The sequence below is a fragment of the Lentzea sp. NPDC004789 genome (assembly GCF_053601075.1).
On sequence record NZ_JBSGBE010000018.1, the window covers coordinates 1 to 15,705 of the forward strand.

The 15,705-nt window shown below is 68.8% G+C and carries 14 protein-coding genes; 9 read left to right on the forward strand and 5 right to left on the reverse strand.

Going from position 1 to position 15,705, the window contains the following annotated elements:
• Nucleotides 1-91: 91 nt before the first annotated feature.
• Nucleotides 92-727 (reverse strand): TetR/AcrR family transcriptional regulator C-terminal domain-containing protein, encoded by a 636-nt coding sequence (locus ACWEIJ_RS33255; protein WP_449841207.1) that lies wholly within the window; start codon nt 725-727, stop codon nt 92-94.
• A gap of 68 nt (nt 728-795) precedes the next feature.
• On the opposite strand from ACWEIJ_RS33255, the gene ACWEIJ_RS33260 reads away from it, so the two are divergent.
• Nucleotides 796-1,248 (forward strand): ester cyclase, encoded by a 453-nt coding sequence (locus ACWEIJ_RS33260; protein WP_449841208.1) that lies wholly within the window; start codon nt 796-798, stop codon nt 1,246-1,248.
• Here ACWEIJ_RS33260 and ACWEIJ_RS33265 read toward each other — a convergent pair.
• Together ACWEIJ_RS33265 and ACWEIJ_RS33270 are read right to left on the reverse strand one after the other, a co-directional pair.
• Nucleotides 1,242-2,174 (reverse strand): asparaginase, encoded by a 933-nt coding sequence (locus ACWEIJ_RS33265; RefSeq protein ID WP_449841209.1) that lies wholly within the window; start codon nt 2,172-2,174, stop codon nt 1,242-1,244. The two genes, ACWEIJ_RS33260 and ACWEIJ_RS33265, sit on opposite strands and share 7 nt — an antisense overlap.
• Before the next feature lie 124 nt (nt 2,175-2,298).
• Nucleotides 2,299-2,505 (reverse strand): cold-shock protein, encoded by a 207-nt coding sequence (locus tag ACWEIJ_RS33270; protein WP_189253125.1) that lies wholly within the window; start codon nt 2,503-2,505, stop codon nt 2,299-2,301.
• A gap of 238 nt (nt 2,506-2,743) precedes the next feature.
• Between ACWEIJ_RS33270 and ACWEIJ_RS33275 the strand changes: the two genes are divergently transcribed.
• Together ACWEIJ_RS33275 and ACWEIJ_RS33280 are read left to right on the forward strand one after the other, a co-directional pair.
• Nucleotides 2,744-2,962 carry a hypothetical protein gene (locus ACWEIJ_RS33275; RefSeq protein WP_449841210.1) on the forward strand — a complete coding sequence of 73 codons (219 nt, stop codon included), beginning with the start codon at nt 2,744-2,746 and terminating at the stop codon, nt 2,960-2,962.
• A 31-nt stretch (nt 2,963-2,993) separates the two neighbouring features.
• Nucleotides 2,994-3,740: a hypothetical protein gene (locus ACWEIJ_RS33280; protein ID WP_355441790.1), complete on the forward strand. Its 747-nt coding sequence runs from the start codon at nt 2,994-2,996 to the stop codon at nt 3,738-3,740.
• Between the two features lie 9 nt (nt 3,741-3,749).
• Here the strand turns inward: ACWEIJ_RS33280 and ACWEIJ_RS33285 are convergent, their stop codons facing one another.
• Nucleotides 3,750-4,868: a sugar ABC transporter substrate-binding protein gene (locus ACWEIJ_RS33285; RefSeq protein WP_449841211.1), complete on the reverse strand. Its 1,119-nt coding sequence runs from the start codon at nt 4,866-4,868 to the stop codon at nt 3,750-3,752.
• A 213-nt stretch (nt 4,869-5,081) separates the two neighbouring features.
• Between ACWEIJ_RS33285 and ACWEIJ_RS33290 the strand changes: the two genes are divergently transcribed.
• Together ACWEIJ_RS33290 and ACWEIJ_RS33295 are read left to right on the forward strand one after the other, a co-directional pair.
• A complete protein-coding gene (locus ACWEIJ_RS33290) occupies nt 5,082-6,791 on the forward strand; it encodes a S8 family peptidase (protein WP_449841392.1) in 1,710 nt (569 codons plus the stop codon).
• A 441-nt stretch (nt 6,792-7,232) separates the two neighbouring features.
• Nucleotides 7,233-8,021, forward strand: a complete 789-nt coding sequence (locus ACWEIJ_RS33295; protein WP_449841212.1) for a chitosanase — start codon at nt 7,233-7,235, stop codon at nt 8,019-8,021.
• Between the two features lie 55 nt (nt 8,022-8,076).
• Here the strand turns inward: ACWEIJ_RS33295 and ACWEIJ_RS33300 are convergent, their stop codons facing one another.
• Nucleotides 8,077-11,013: a glycine--tRNA ligase gene (locus ACWEIJ_RS33300; RefSeq protein ID WP_449841393.1), complete on the reverse strand. Its 2,937-nt coding sequence runs from the start codon at nt 11,011-11,013 to the stop codon at nt 8,077-8,079.
• 457 nt (nt 11,014-11,470) lie between these two features.
• Between ACWEIJ_RS33300 and ACWEIJ_RS33305 the strand changes: the two genes are divergently transcribed.
• The 4 genes from ACWEIJ_RS33305 (at nt 11,471) to ACWEIJ_RS33320 (ending at nt 15,671) form a co-directional block, all read left to right on the forward strand.
• Complete coding sequence (locus ACWEIJ_RS33305) at nt 11,471-13,045, forward strand: LCP family protein (RefSeq protein ID WP_449841213.1); 1,575 nt, start codon at nt 11,471-11,473, stop codon at nt 13,043-13,045.
• 115 nt (nt 13,046-13,160) lie between these two features.
• A complete protein-coding gene (locus tag ACWEIJ_RS33310; protein ID WP_449841214.1) occupies nt 13,161-13,646 on the forward strand; it encodes a helix-turn-helix domain-containing protein in 486 nt (161 codons plus the stop codon).
• Nucleotides 13,647-13,723: 77 nt separating this feature from the next.
• On the forward strand, nt 13,724-14,971 hold the full coding sequence (locus tag ACWEIJ_RS33315) for a MurT ligase domain-containing protein (protein ID WP_449841215.1): 1,248 nt from the start codon (nt 13,724-13,726) through the stop codon (nt 14,969-14,971).
• On the forward strand, nt 14,964-15,671 hold the full coding sequence (locus tag ACWEIJ_RS33320) for a type 1 glutamine amidotransferase (protein WP_449841216.1): 708 nt from the start codon (nt 14,964-14,966) through the stop codon (nt 15,669-15,671). The genes ACWEIJ_RS33315 and ACWEIJ_RS33320 overlap by 8 nt, the downstream gene beginning before the upstream one ends.
• Nucleotides 15,672-15,705: the final 34 nt, after the last annotated feature.

Sequence of the window (15,705 nt, forward strand, 5' to 3'; positions counted from 1 at the left end):
CCGACCCCAAGCCCTACGTCTGGACCCGCACCGCGGACCAGATCCTCGAGTCACTCGCCGCCTACTGCCAGCGAATTAACGACTCAGGACACTAGTCAGGCTCCTGGTAGCGCTCCAAGGCCGCGATCATGAGTTCGAGCCCGAACTCGAACTCGTGATCGTGGTCGTAGGTCCCCAGCTCGTCGAGCACCTCGGCGGACAACGGGAACGCCGACGCGTCAACACCTTCGTACGGCGACAGGGCGATCCCGCCGAGCTCCGGCGACGTCGCGACCTCCCTCATCAGCGTGCCCAGCAAGTAGGACACCATCGCCCGCATCATCCCGACGGCGATCTTGCCCCGGAACCCGGCCCTGTCGAAGTTCGTCAGCGCGGCCTCGATCGTGCGGAACCCCGCCTGGGAGCTCAGCCGCCGCGTCGCCAGCATCACGAACGCACGGGGGTGCTGCCGCGCCAGCTCCCGCACCGCCCGCGCGTGTGCCCGGATGTGGTCGCGCCAGTCGTCGCTGTCGACGTGGTACGGCCGGGCCTCCGCCATGATCCGCTCGGCCGCGAGGTCCACCAGCACGGCCTTGTTCGGCACGTGGTTGTACAACGACATCGTGCCCGCGCCCAGCTCGGCGGCGAGTCGTCTCATCGAGACGGCCTCCACGCCCTCACGTTCGATCAACCGCACTGCCGCATCCACGATGCGGGTGCGGGTCAACGGTTCACGTGATGAGGCCACTGGCGCAGACCATACGACGTGGAGTAGCTTCCGTGCGACGTACGGCGTACGTAGGAGGGTCGGCCGGCATGACCGAATCCAAGGCGCTCAGAGCGCTGCGCGAGGCGATCGTCCTGGAACACATGGAATGCCAGAACGACTTCGACTTCGACACCTCCCTGAACGCGTTCCCGCACCCCAGGTACGAGATCATGGCGTCCGGCCAGGTGCTGGACGGCGTGGACGAGGTCCGCGCGTACTGGCAGCGCACCCGCGCGACGTTTCCCGACCAGCGCAGCAAGGTCATCGACATCCACCACGCCGATGACGCGGTGGTCGTCGAGTTCGAGCTGTCGGGAACACACCTGGGCAGCCTCCTCGGTGAGGAACCGACGAACAAGACCTTCAAGGTCCGCATGGTGGGTTTCTTCCTGTTCGAGAAGGACGTCCTGCTCTGCGAACGGGTCTACGGCGACACCACGACCGTGATGGTCCAGCTCGGCCTGCTCAACGCGCCGGAAGAGTACGCAGGGCCCTACTGAGGCGTTTCCCGCCCGAACACCACTCTGACCTCGCCGACCACCTGACCGCCACCGAGCACCGGCACGGACAGGTGCTCCTTGGCCGGTGACACGTCGTAACCCAGCGCGGCCAGTGCGGTCAGCCCGATCGCCGTGGTGGCACGGGGGTTGCCGTCGAGCACCTTCACCGCGACCGCGTGCCCGGCCGCCGTCGCCAGCACCAGCACGCCCTCCGCGCCGCCCTTGGCCACCACGCCCGGCAGCAGCTGCATGACCACGGTGTTCAGGTGCCCGGTTCCTCCTACGTACTCGGGAAAGTCGCGCATGGCGTCCGCGACCGGCGTGCGCACCAGACCCTGCATCGCACGCGCCAAGCCGTGCAACGACAACCCGTACACCGGCGCACCGCATCCGTCGACCGCCGTGTGCGCCACGCGCTCGCCGGAAAGTTCCTCCACCGTGCGCAACACCAACTGCTGCAACGGATGTGTTGACTCCAAATAGGTCTGGGTCGGCCACCGCGCCGCCATGCACGCCGCCAGCATCGCCGCGTGCTTGCCGGAGCAGTTCATCCGCAGGCGCGACGGTTCCGTCAACCGTTGACGGGTGTTCTCGTCCTCCGGCCAGGAAACGGGGCAGCGCAACAACCCCACCGGCAGCCCGCCCATCAGCTCCATCACCAGCTCGACGTGCCGGTGCTCGCCGGTGTGCGACCCCGCCGCGATCGCCAGCGACGGCCCCTCCAGCGGTGCGCCGGCGGACAGGCAAGCCAACGCCTGGAACGGTTTCAGGCACGATCGCGGCAGCACCGGGTCACCGACCGCCCCCACGGACACACCCAGCTCACCGGACGGCAGCAGGCCGACAACGCTCCCGTGGTGCAGGCTTTCGACGAAACCGCTCCTGGTGACCTCAGCGAGCAGTGCGGGCACGGCCGGCCTATCCACGCAGTCTCCCCATACCCGCGAAGCTACTGATCGCGGTCAACCGGGCACAAGACGCGAAGAAGCCGCCTGTCCCGTTCGGGACAGGCGGCTCTCGACAGATGATCAGATGCTGATCAGCTCAGACTCAGATGGCGCGAACGCCCTGGGCCTGCGGGCCCTTCTGGCCCTGACCGATCTCGAACTCGACCCGCTGGTTCTCCTCGAGAGCCTTGTAGCCGTTCATCTGGATCTCAGAGTAGTGGACGAACACGTCGGCGCCACCGTTGTCGGGGGAGATGAAGCCGAAGCCCTTCTCCGCGTTGAACCACTTGACGGTGCCCTGTACTGCCATCTTGCTACTTCTCCTCTAACAGGTGCCGGATCGCGCTCGCGACCACCGGGTCAAGTCGGAACGGCGACCTCTCCGGAACCTGGAGAAACCACACGCTCGCGACCTCGTTCCGCGAGCGTGGGAAAGCACGAACACGAAAACGTACGACCATGGACAGTCAACCACGACCTCCCGCTCTCAGTCGAGCACTCGATCGCACTGCTACCGTGAGATCCCAAACGACCACGCGGAGGTACTCGTGCCCGAGCAGCCGACGATGTCGATCAAGGTCGAGGTCGCACCCCGGATCATCGGCGGCCTGCACGCGCTCGCACGGAAACACCTGACCGATGCCGCCGCGAAGAAGCCCGCGCGGACCAAGGCCGTGAACAAGAACAGCGTCTCCGGCGCCGTGCGCGGCACCGTGTTCCAGATCGGCCAGATGTACGGACAGGTCAACGACCACGAGGGACGGTAACCTGGAGGGTCGTTGACCCAGGGGGCCGTGCTTGACCGGCAGTGAGCGACTGCTCTTCTTCTTCATCGGCTTGGTGACCACCTTCGTGTTCATCCGCATCAGCGTGCGGCTGATCAGGGCGAAGGTGCGCTGGTGGCCACGCAACATCGTGCACGGCGACACGCACGTGCATCACGTGGTGTTCGGCACCGTGCTGCTGCTGTTGTCCAGCGTCACGAGCCTGATCATCCCCGACGACCTGCACGGCGCCCGGCTGGCGGCCGCGGCGGTCCTGGGCGTCGGCGCAGCGCTGGTGCTGGACGAGTTCGCGCTGATCCTGCACCTGCGGGACGTGTACTGGACGAAGGCGGGCCGGCTGTCCGTCGACGCCGTCTTCCTCGCCATCGGCCTGACGGGCACGTTCCTGCTCGGCGCGCGCCCTCTCGGCTACGACGAGGTGCTGCAGCTCAACCCGGAGACGGCGCCGACCGACGCGTTCACGCTGCGGCTGATGGCCATCGGGGTGAACCTGTGCCTCGCGATCGTGGCGCTGCTGAAGGGGAAGATCTGGACCGGACTGCTCGGCCTGCTCGTCCCGGTGGTGCCCGCCGTGGGCGCCGTGCGGCTCGCACGACCCGGTTCACCCTGGGCGCGCTGGCGCTACCAGGAGGGCTCGCGCAAGCTCTCGCGGGCATACCGCAGGGAGGCGCGGCTGCGGCAGCCGATCATCCGCGCCAAGATCGCCGTACAGGAGTTCATCTCGGGCCGTCACGACCTGCCGGACCACGACAGGTCGTGACGGTTCCGACTACCCTCCGACGATGTCCTGCTGGACACAGGCCTGAGCGAGGTCGCCCGCGCAGAGCTCCTGCGGCTTGACGACGCCCTCGGTCACCAGCGTCCGCACGGTGTCCTTCTTGATCAACGTCGCGCCGAGCAGCACCGACTTGATGTCGCGCCGCGCGACGGGATCCCTCAGGTTGCCGGTGGCGAGGTCGTCGGCACCCGCGAGGTCGCCGCGGGCGATCGCGATCGCCAGCCGCGCCGCGGCCTCCGCCTCGTCGCGCACCGGCTTGTAGACCGTGATGCACTGGTCGCCCCGCAGCACGGCCCGCAGCCCGTCCACAGTGGCGTCCTGCCCGGTGACCGGGACCTTGCCCGCCAGGTTCCGCTTCTTGAGCACCGCGATGACCGCGCCCGCCAGGCCGTCGTTGGCCGCGACCACGCCGTCGACCTTGCCGTTGTTCTCGTTCAGGATCTGCTCGAACAGCTGTCCGCCGAGCTCGTTGTTCCAGTCGGCGACCGCCTGCGACTTCACCAGTCTGAGCGCGCCGCTGTCGTACTTCGCCGACAGCCGCGACTTCTGGCCCTGCGTGAACAACGTGGCGTTGTGGTCGGTCGGCGCGCCCTCGATCTCGATGATCTGGGCGCCCGGCTTGTTGCCCAGGCACTCCATCAGACCGTCCGCCTGGAGCTGGCCGACGTTCACGCTGTCGAAGCCGACGTGGTACTCCGCCTGGCCGCCGAGCGTCACGCGGTCGTAGTCGATGACCGGGATGCCCGCGGCCTTCGCCTTCTTCTGCACCGCCAGGCCGCCCGCCGCCGACAACGGCGTGATCATCAGAACCTTCACCTTGCGACGGATCATCTCGTCGGCGATCTGCGCGAACTTCGCCTCGTCGCCCTCGGCGTTCTCCATGAACGGTTCGATGTCCGCGTAGTTGAACGCCTGGGTGAGCAGCGGGCGATCTTGTTCTTCCCAGCGCGTGGATGTCGTTCGGTCGGGAAGGATTACCCCGACGATTGGTTTGGGTCCACGCGCCGGCAGCGTCGGAGCACCCTGACCTGCACCACCGCAGGCAGAGAGGAGAAAGAGCAGGCACGCCGACGATGCCATTACCCGTCTTCGCATAAACGCGGAGTTCATCGCTTGAATGTTGTTAAGTCAAGATTTCCTGGCATCCATCACGCTCCGCTGCCGACCGGCTACAGTTCGATTCCGTACGAAAGGCGCTGATGACAGGCCCAATTTCGTGTCAGTGTGTCGGACTTGGGCGGCAATCGGGGGCCGCACTGTGTTGTTGGATCCAGCCCTGACCGGGTGTGAGGAGACAGCTAGGTGAGAACGCGCAGAACCGTGATGGCGGTGGCGGCAACGGTGTCGCTGATCGCTGCGGGCACTTCGGCGGCGGGGGCGGCGCCGGCCTCGACCGCGGGCCAGCAGAAGGACACCGAGTACACCGTCCTGCTGGCGGAACCCGCGAACCGCGACTTCGCGATGGACGCGGTGCACAAGGCCGGCGGTGAGGTGGTGCGGGACAACAAGGCCGTCGGTCTGCTGACCGTCAAGGCGCCCGCGAACGGGTTCGTGGAGAAGGTCTCCGCGTCGAAGGAGATCGTCGGAGCCGCACGCTCCACGCCGATCGGCCACACCCCCGTGGCGAAGGCCGAGAAGGCCAAGCGGGACAACGTCGAGAAGGAGAACGCGGCCGCACAGCCGAACAAGGCCCCTGCCGAGTCGAAGTCGACCTCGGGCATGGACCCGATGGACGGCGACCTGTGGGGCCTGAACCTCGTCCGCTCCAACATCGCACGGGCCAAGCAGGCCGGTGACAAGCGCGTGTACGTCGGCATCCTCGACACCGGTGTGGACGGCACGCACCCGGACATCGCGCCGAACTTCAACAACGAGCTGTCGCGCAACTTCACCGTCGACATCCCGTTCGACTCCGACGGCGGCGAGTTCGACGGACCGTGCGAGTTCCGCGGCTGCGTCGACCCGGCGAACTGGGACGACGGTGGCCACGGCACCCACGTGGCCGGCACCATCGGCGCCGCGGCCAACGGCTTCGGCATCTCCGGCGTCGCACCGAACGTGTCGCTGGTGAACATCCGCGGCGGCCAGGACTCGGGTTCGTTCTTCCTGCAGCCCGTCGTCGACGCCCTGACCTACGGCGCCGACATCGGCCTGGACGTCATCAACATGTCGTTCTACGTCGACCCCTGGTACATGAACTGCGCCAACGACTCCACGGCCACGCCGGAGGAGCAGCTGGAGCAGCGCACGATCATCGCGTCCGTGCAGCGCGCCCTGAACTACGCGCACCGCAAGGGCGTCACCCTGATCGGCGCAGGCGGCAACAACCACGAGGACCTGGGCAAGCCCCGCACGGACACCGTGAGCCCGAACTACCCGCCCGGCCACAACCGCCCGCGCCCGGTCGACAACGCCACCTGCCTCAACCTCCCGACCGAGGGCGACCACGTCATCTCGGTCTCCGCCCTCGGCCCGTCGACCGCCAAGGCCGACTACTCGAACTACGGCGTCGAGCAGACCGCGATCTCGGCCCCCGGCGGCTACTTCCGCGACGGCTTCGGCACGCCGTGGTACCGCACCAACGAAAACCTGATCCTGTCCACCTACCCCCGCAACGTCGCCGTCGCCGAGGGCAACGTCGACGAGGCGGGCAACATCACCGCGAAGGGCCTCGCCGCGGGCGTCAAGAAGGCCGTGCAGGGCGACAAGGTCGGCTTCTACCAGTACCTGCAGGGCACCTCGATGGCCGCCCCGCACGCCACCGGTGTGGCCGCGCTGATCGTCAGCCAGTACGGCAAGAAGGACAAGGGCCGCCCCGGCCTGACCATGGACCCGGACAAGGTCGAGAAGATCCTCTACAAGACCGCGATCCAGCGGGCCTGCCCGAACCCGCGCACGGTCTCGTACGTGAACGTGGGCCGCACGCCGGAGTTCGACGCCACCTGCGAGGGTGACGCGAAGTTCAACGGCTTCTACGGTCACGGCATCGTGGACGCCTACGGCGCCGTGACGCGCGGCGGCCAGTTCCTGTAACCGCACCCCGTTCGGACTTTCCCGAAGTTCGACGCGAAGGCTCCCGGTCCCGGTCGGGAGCCTTCGTCGTTCGCGGGCCTGGCGAGGGGCACGAGGAAGGTGGACGAGAAGTTCAACCGGCACAAGGGTTGACGACCTTGCGCCCGGACACCCGCTGACGAACTACCCGCTCGCCACGAGGATGGGCTTGTGCTCGCCCGCGACGCCGAAGGCGAGCCCGACCTGCCCAATCCTGACCAGCAAGCGGTGATGACCGCGGCCAAGGCCCGTCATCCACCCCCAGAACCCGGCCATCGACACCTGCAAACGTTTGCAAGCCAACCGTTCAACCGAAATGCCCGATTCGCGAAATAGTAAACCCTCTTGCCAATAAAGGTATGGACCCCTTACCGTTGCTCTCACGCCGCCCGGGACCCCAACACCCTGCCCCGGAGGAAATCCGTGAAACTGTCAGGTCGCCTAGCGGCCGCGCTGCTGACGTGCGCCGCTCTGATCACCACCACCGCAACGACCGCCTCTGCGGCCAACCTCGACGAACCGCGCCTCAAGGACATCGCGATGCAGATCGTGTCCAGCGCGGAGAACTCCTCTTTGGACTGGCGCGCCCAGTTCGGCTACATCGAGGACATCAAGGACGGTCGCGGCTACACCGCGGGCATCATCGGGTTCTGCAGTGGTACCGGTGACATGCTCGACCTGGTCGAGCTCTACCAGCAGAAGAAGCCCGGCAACGTGCTGGAGAAGTACCTCCCCGCGCTGCGCAAGGTGAACGGGACGGCCTCGCACGCGGGCCTCGACCCCAACTACACCAAGGACTGGAAGACCGCGGCCAAGGACTCCGTGTTCAAGGCGGCGCAGGAGTCCGAACGCGACCGCGTGTACTTCAACCCCGCGGTGGCGCAGGGCAAGGCCGATGGCGTGCGTGCGCTGGGCCAGTTCGCTTACTACGACGCGATCGTCGTGCACGGTGACGGTGGCGACAAGACCAGCTTCAGCAACATCCGCAAGCGCGCGCTCGGCAAGGCCAAGCCGCCGTCGCAGGGCGGCGACGAGAAGACGTGGCTCAACGCCTTCATGGACGCCCGCGTGTGGGCCATGAAGCAGGAAGAGGCCCACGAGGACGTCTCCCGCATCGAGACCGCGCAGCGCGTGTGGCTCAAGGCCGGCAACTTCGACCTGAAGACGCCGCTGAAGTGGAAGGTCTACGGCGACAGCTACGAGATCAAGTAAGTCGTCGGCACGGAACGAGGGGCGCTCAGAGAGGGGCGCCCCTCGTTCCGTTCTGCTACAGCTGGGTCCAGTCCAGGACCGGCGCCGCGTGGTCGCGGATCGAGGCCAGCAGACCGAGCCTCGCCGCCTTCACGGCCGGGTCGTCCGACATGACCAGCACCTCGTCGAAGAAGGTGTTGATCGGGGCGGTCAGCCCTTCGGCGGCCGAGACGAACGCCGCCAGGCCCTCCACGTCCCGCGGCACCGCGGAGAACGCCTGGTGCAGCGCCACTTCCGCCGGTTCGGACAGCACCGAGGCGTCGTAGGAGGGCTCGGTGGAGGCCGGCACGATCCGGCGCACGCGCTGCAGGGCGGCCGCCAGGGCGTCGAAGGACTCGTTGCCCGCCAACGACTCCAGCTGCGCCAGGGTCTCGTCCGCCAGCACCGGCGAGTCGGCCAGCGGCAGCACCGCCTGGACGAACCGGTGCTCGTGGCCCGCGTCGAGCAACGCCTGCTCGTAGCGCCGCACCGCGAACTCGCGGGCGGTCTCCAGCGCGTCGGCCGAAACCGACACCTCAAGGCCTTCTGCCGCAAGGGAGAGCGCCAGCGGCAGGGTGATCGCGCGCAGGTCCGGGAACGCCCGCAGCACCGAGACCGCGCCCAGCGCCGCGCGCCGCAGGCCGAACGGGTCCGAGGAACCGGTCGGCTGGGCGCCGATGCCGAACAGGCCCGCCAGCAGGTCGAACCGGTCCGCCAGCGACAGCAGCGCACCGGGCACCGACGACGGCAGCGCGTCGCCGGCCGAGCGCGGGAGTTCCATCTCCCACAACGCCTGCGCGACCTCCGGGGTCTCCCCCGCCCGTTCCGCGTACTCGCGCGCCATCACACCGGCCAGCGACGACAGCTCGATCACCATCTGCGAGCCGAGGTCGAACTTGGCCAGCGCACCCGCGCGGTCCAGCGTCTCGCGATCCACCGAGACCACCCCGGCGAAACGACCCGCCAGCGCGGCGATGCGCGCGGCGCGGTCCGCCATCGAGCCGAGCTTGTCCGCGAACGTCAGCTTCGCGAGGCCCGCCTTCATCTCCTCCAGCGGCGTCTTGAGGTCGGCCCGCCAGAAGAACGCCGCGTCCTCGTACCGCGCGCGCAGCACGGCCTCGTTGCCCGCGCGGACCAGGTCCGCGTCCACGGAACCGTTCGCCACGGCCACGAAGTGCGGCAGCAGGGCACCGTCCGCGGAACGGACCGGCAGGTACCGCTGGTGCTTGCGCATCACCGTGGTGAGGATCTGGCCCGGCAGCTCCAGGTACCGCTCCTCGAACGACCCGAGGATCGGCGTCGGCAGCTCGACCAGGTTCGTGACCTCGTCCAGCAACCCCTCGACCTCGGCCACCCCGCCGACGGACGCCGCCAGCGACTGCGCGGCCTCCACGATCGAGGCGGCCCGCGCCGAGGCGTCGGCCTGGATGCCGTGCTCTGCCAGGAACTCCAGGTATCCGTCCGCAGTGGACACTTCGACGACCGGCGACGGCGCCGTCCGGTGCACGCGGGTCGTGGTCCCGGAGGACAGCGACGACACCGCCACCGGAACGGGCGTGGAGCCCAGCAGCGCCAGCAGCCAGCGGATCGGCCGGGTGAACGACAGCTTCGGGTCGTTCCACTTCATGTTCTTCTCGGCACGCAGGTCCGACACGACCTCGGCGAGCAGCCCGCTCAGCACCTCGACGGCACCGCGCCCGGTGTCGGTCTTCGTCAGAGCGACGAACTCGGCGCCGTTCTCCTCGACGCGGCCCAACGCGGAGACCTCGACGCCCTGGCCGCGCGCGAAGCCCTGGACGGCCTTCGTCGGGTTGCCCTCGGCGTCGAACGCGGCGGAGACCCGCGGACCGCGGACCGTGCGCTCGGCGTCCGGCTCACGCGGCGCCACCTCGGGCACCAGCACGATGATGCGGCGCGGCGTCCCGTGCACGGTCACTTCGCCGTGCGTCAACCGAGTGGCGCCGAGCTTCGCGGTGACGGACTCGCGCACCGCGTCGATGGTCCGCAGCACCTCCGCGGGAGGAAGCTCCTCGGTGCCGATCTCGAACAGCAGGGTCGACGGGGCGGCAACGTCCTCGAAGGACGAAGGCAGCACCGCGGGCGCCAGAACCTCGGCCACACCGAGCGGATGCCCGAGCTCCTCGCGACGCTCGGCCCACAGGCGAGCGACCTCACGCGCCAGCCCCCGCATCCGCGCGAACGCACGAGCGCGTTCGGTCGTCGAGATCGCGCCCCGCGCGTCGAGCACGTTGAAGAGGTGCGAGCACTTCAGCACGAAGCTGTGCGCGGGAACGGGCAGGCGCGCGTCGATCATGCGCTGCGCCTCGGCGGCGAACTCCTGGTACAGGCGCTTGTTCGCCTCCACGTCCGCGTCGTCGAGGTAGTAGCGCGACATCTCGTACTCGGCCTGGCCGAACGCCTCGCCGTAGGAGATGCCCGGCGCGTAGGCGATCTTCTTGAAGTGGTCGACGCCCTGCAGCGCCATCATGATCCGCTCGATGCCGTAGGTGATCTCCACCGACACCGGGTCGAGCGTCATGCCGCCGGCCTGCTGGAAGTAGGTGAACTGGGTGATCTCCAGGCCGTCCAGCCAGACCTCCCAGCCCAGGCCCCAGGCGCCCAGCGCGGGCGAGGCCCAGTTGTCCTCGACGAACCGGACGTCGTGCGCCCGCACGTCGATGCCCAGCGCCTCCAGCGAACCGAGGTAGAGCTCCTGCGGGTCGCCCGGGTCCGGCTTGAGGATCACCTGGAACTGGGTGTGCGTCTGCAGGCGGTTCGGGTTCTCGCCGTAACGGGCGTCGTCGGGCCGCACGGACGGCTCGACGTAGGCCACGCGCCACGGCTCGGGACCCAGCACGCGCAGCACCGTGGCCGGGTTCAGCGTCCCCGCACCGACCTCGGTGTTGAAGGGCTGCACCACGATGCAGCCTCGGTCGGTCCAGTACTTGGTCAGCGCGAGCAGCGCGTCCTGCATCGTCAACACGGCACGAGTCTACGAAGCGGGCAAAACCGCTGGTCAAGGGGCCTGCATCCGGTGGCCTTCGCCACTGTGTCACGCTTTGCACAACCGAGTGGAGTCTCCGCACGTCTACTTGGGGTACCCGGATGTGCTGAGAGGAGTGGGTGTGGACAACCGGCCGCCGCGGCCAGGAGAACCGAACGGTACTCCCAGGCGACCTTCCGCCACCCCGCGTCCCCCTGCGGGGCAACCCCGCCGTCCCCAGGTGCCTCCGCGCAGCTCAGAGCCCCCGCGCCGGCAGCCGAACCGGGCTGAGCCGCCGCGCCGGGAGCCTCCGAAGCGCGCCGAGCCGCCCCGTCGCGAACCCCCGAAGCGCGCCGAACCGCCGCGCCGGGAGCCACCGCCCCGCCGCGAGCCACCGCGCCGGGGTGAGCCGGGCCGCGCCACGTCGTCGGGCCCGCGCCCGCGCCCGGTGGCCGACCGCCCGACGGTCCGCACCACCCCGGCCAAGGCGAAGTCGGCGGCACCCGCGCCCCGGCCGCGGCCCAGGCCCGCGACCCGCAGGCCGAGCACCGCGCAGCGCGGCGCGTCCACCGGCGCCAAGATCTTCATCAGTCTGCTGTCCGCGACGATCCTGCTGGTCACCGGCATCGCGTGGCGGGACCTGAACTCGCTGACCGACAGCCTGACCAAGCAGGACCTGAACCTCGCCGACGCCGGCGAGAAGCCCGCGGACGGCTCGATCGACATCCTGCTGGTCGGCATGGACAGCCGCACCGACTCCAAGGGCAACCCGCTGCCGCAGAACATCCTCAACGAACTGCAGGCGGGCGGCAGCGACGACGGCGGGTTCAACACCGACACGCTGATCCTGGTGCACATCCCGAACGACAGCGGCAAGGCCTTCGCCGTGTCGTTCCCGCGCGACTCCTACGTGAAGATCGCGGGCGGATTCGGGCGCCACAAGATCAACTCTGCCTACGGTTACGCCAAGAGTCAAGCGGCCCAGAAGCTGCAGGGCAGCGGCAAGACCGCGCCCGAGATCGAGATGGAGTCCCGCAAGGCCGGGGCGAACAACCTGATCGAGACCATCCAGAACCTGACCAGCTACAAGATCGACCACTACGCCGAGGTCAACCTGGTCGGCTTCTACGAGATCACCAAGGCCATCGGCGGCATCGACGTCTGCCTCAACAACAACGTCCGGGACAGCTTCTCCGGCGCGAACTTCAAGGCGGGCCCGCAGACCGTCGAGGGCCGCAACGCGCTGGCGTTCGTCCGGCAGCGGCACGGCCTGCCCATGGGCGACCTGGACCGCGTCGTGCGCCAGCAGGTCTTCATGGCGGGTCTGGCCAAGAAGATGCTCTCCGCCGGCGTGCTCACGGACGGCAAGAAGCGCACCGACATGATCAAGGCCCTCAGCGGCGCGATCGTGCTCGACGACGGCTGGGACATCACCAAGTTCGCCCTGCAGATGAAGGACATGACGGGCGGCAACATGACGTTCCAGACCATCCCGACCGGCAACCCCGACCTGCAGACGCCCGAGGACGGCTCCGCGGTCGAGGTGGACGAGTCCGAGGTCCACACGTTCATGAAGAACCTCGGCAAGGACCCGGCGTCGTCGTCCTCGACCGCGCCGGACCCGAAGTTCAACAACGCCTCGGTGACCGTCGACGTCCGCAACGCCTCCGGCACGCCCGGTCTCGCGGCCCAGGTGCTCCAGTCGCTCACCGCGAAGGGCTTCACCGGTGGCCAGACGGGCAACGCCGACCCCATGTCGAAGTCGGTCGTCCGCTACGGCAAGGGCGGCGAGGACGGCGCGAACGCGGTCCAGAAGGCCCTCGGCGGCCTGAAGATCGAGGAGGACGTGAACGTGCCCGCCGGACGGGTCCGCGTCTTCCTGGGCTCGGACTACTCCGGCCCCGGCGCGCAGGGTTTCACCGGCTCCGCGGCGCTCAACCTGGACGGTGCGCGGCAGCAGCCGGCACCCGACCCGAACGCCCCCAAACCCATCAGCGCTGACGGCGTGCGCTGCGTAAACTGATACTGAGAGTAGAGATGCGTACCCCGTTCGGGGGATTCTCCCAGTAAGTTGCGTAAGCGCCGAAGAACTCGCGCCTTCCATCACCGTGAGACCCGCTCACGGGGTGGAGGGACCAGTGCAGACTGCGACAGGCCAAATCGACACAGCGGCGTACCAGCGCGTGCTCGGTGATGAGATCCGCAGCCTTCGCAAGCAGCGCGGCTGGACCCGCAAGGAGCTGAACAAGCGGCTGCAGACCGAGATCTCGCTGCAGACGCTGGCCACCTACGAACTCGGCACCCGCCAGTGCTCGGTCGTGCGGCTGGTGGAGATCTGCCACGCCCTCGACGTGCCGGCCCACGAGGTCCTCGCACGGGTGCACGAACGGTTCTTCGGCGACACACCGGCCGGTCACCTGACGCTGAACCTCACCGCGGTCGCCGCCACCGACGACCCGCGTCTGGTTCCGCTGAGGCGGTGGGCCGCGGGACGACTGCACGTGCTGGCGCCGGGCGCGTCCGCGGAAGTGCACCTGGATCTGCCCGCACTCGAGAACATGGCGCAGCTGTGCCAACTTCCGACCGTGGAGCTCATCCGCACGCTGCGCGGGCTGAGCCGTTAGTTGTACCGAACCCCGTTCACACCAACGCAACGACCGCCCGAAGAGGTCACTTCTCCACCGCCGGTAGCATCGCCGGGGTGAACGATTCCCCCGCCCGCCTCCCTCTGCGCACCGCGGCCGCAGTGAAACTGGGCAACCTGAGCTCCTCGCTGTCCCAGAAGATGGGTCTCGGCGCAGGCGGCATGATCGGCGGCCGGGTGGCGCTGAAGCTCGACCCGCAGGCGCTGAACCGGCTGACGCAGGGCCGCAAGGTCGCCGTGGTGACAGGCACGAACGGCAAGACCACCAGCACGATGATGCTGGCCAGGGCCGTCGCCGCGCTGGGTGAGGTCGCCACGAACCACAGCGGCGCCAACATGCCCGACGGGCACGTCACGGCGCTGTCGAAGCAGCCGGACGCCCCGTACGCCGTGCTGGAGTGCGACGAGGGCTACTTCCCCGCCGTCGCCGGTGCGAGCCACCCGGCCGTCGCGGTGATCCTGAACCTCAGCCGCGACCAGCTGGACCGCGTCGGCGAGGTGCGGACCATCGAGCGCTCGCTGCGCGACTCCATCACCGCGCTGCAGAACTGCACGATCGTCGCGAACTGCGACGACGTGATGGTGACGAGCGCGGCTTGGAACGCCGCCAAGGTGATCTGGGTCGCCACCGGCACCGGCTGGCACCACGACTCGGCGAGCTGCCCCCGGTGCGGCAACCCGATCCGCTGGCAGGGCGAGCACTGGCACTGCACCGGCTGCGACCTCGCGCGCCCGCACCCGAACTGGATCACCGCCGACGAGTCGATGATCACGCCGGAGCACCAGAAGCTGGAGCTGCGCCTCACGCTGCCGGGCAAGTTCAACCAGGCCAACGCCGTCATGGCGTCGGCCGCCGCGAACGCCATGGGCGTGCCCACGGAGGAGGCGGTCGCGCGGCTGCGCGGCGTGTCCAACGTGAGCGGCCGCTACCGCACGATCCAGCGCAACGGCCGCAGCGCGCGTCTGCTGCTGAGCAAGAACCCGGCCGGCTGGAGCGAGACCCTCACGGTCGTCAAGGAGGCCGACCACCCGGCCGTCCTGGTGATCAACGCCCAGGAGGCCGACGGCCGCGACCTGAGCTGGCTGTGGGACGTGCCGTTCGAGCGGCTGCGGGGCCGCACGGTCATCGCGTCCGGCGAGCGTGCGACCGACCTCGCCGTGCGTCTCACGTATGCCGAGGTCCAGCACACGATCGTGCCCGACCCGCTGAAGGCCATCGACCAGATGCCCCAGGGCGCGGTCGAGGTCATCGCCAACTACACCGCGTTCCGCGACTTGAATGCCAGGGCTGCCGCTGATGAGTGAGTCGACAATCCAGATCGCGCTCGTGCTGCCGGATCTCCTCGGCACGTACGGCGACTTCGGCAACGCCGTGGTCCTCGAGAAGCGCATGACGTGGCGCGGCATCAAGGCCGAGATCGTGCCGATCAACTACGGCGAGCCGGTGCCGGACTCGTGCGACATCTACGTCGTCGGCGGCGGTGAGGACACGGCGCAGACGCTGGCCGTGAAGCACCTGCGCGAGCACCCCGGCCTGCAGCGCGCCGTCACGAAGAACGCCGTGGTGCTGGGCGTGTGCGCGGGCATCCAGATCTTCGGCGAGAGCTTCACCCGTGCCGACAACGTCACGCACCCCGGCATGGGCCTGATCGACTCGACCTCGCACGCGGGCGGCAGCCGGGCGATCGGCGAGGTGCTCGCGGAGCCCGCCAACGGCCTGTTCGAGGGCGTGCTGACCGGGTTCGAGAACCACCAGGGCCGCACCGTGCTGGGCCCGTCCGCGCAGCCGCTCGCGCACGTCAAGGTCGGCACGGGCAACGACGGCAGCGTCGAGGGTGCCGTGCAGGGCCGGATCGTCTGCACCTACCTGCACGGACCGGTGCTGCCGCGCAACCCGCAGCTCGCCGACCTGCTGATCGAGTGGGCCACCGGCACGAAGGTCGCGCCGCTGGACCTGCCCGCCGTCTCCGCTATGCGAGCTGAACGGGTGCGGGCAGCTTCCTGATTGGAGCGAAAAGAGCGGGCGGCCTCTGAGACCG

Coding starts and splice junctions, on each gene's coding strand:
- ACWEIJ_RS33285 (WP_449841211.1), bottom strand. CDS start 4,868: ATGAACTCCGCGTTTATGCGAAGACGGGTAATGGCATCGTCGGCGTGC.
- ACWEIJ_RS33320 (WP_449841216.1), top strand. CDS start 14,964: ATGAGTGAGTCGACAATCCAGATCGCGCTCGTGCTGCCGGATCTCCTC.
- ACWEIJ_RS33270 (WP_189253125.1), bottom strand. CDS start 2,505: ATGGCAGTACAGGGCACCGTCAAGTGGTTCAACGCGGAGAAGGGCTTC.
- ACWEIJ_RS33300 (WP_449841393.1), bottom strand. CDS start 11,013: ATGCAGGACGCGCTGCTCGCGCTGACCAAGTACTGGACCGACCGAGGC.
- ACWEIJ_RS33290 (WP_449841392.1), top strand. CDS start 5,082: ATGGCGGTGGCGGCAACGGTGTCGCTGATCGCTGCGGGCACTTCGGCG.
- ACWEIJ_RS33260 (WP_449841208.1), top strand. CDS start 796: ATGACCGAATCCAAGGCGCTCAGAGCGCTGCGCGAGGCGATCGTCCTG.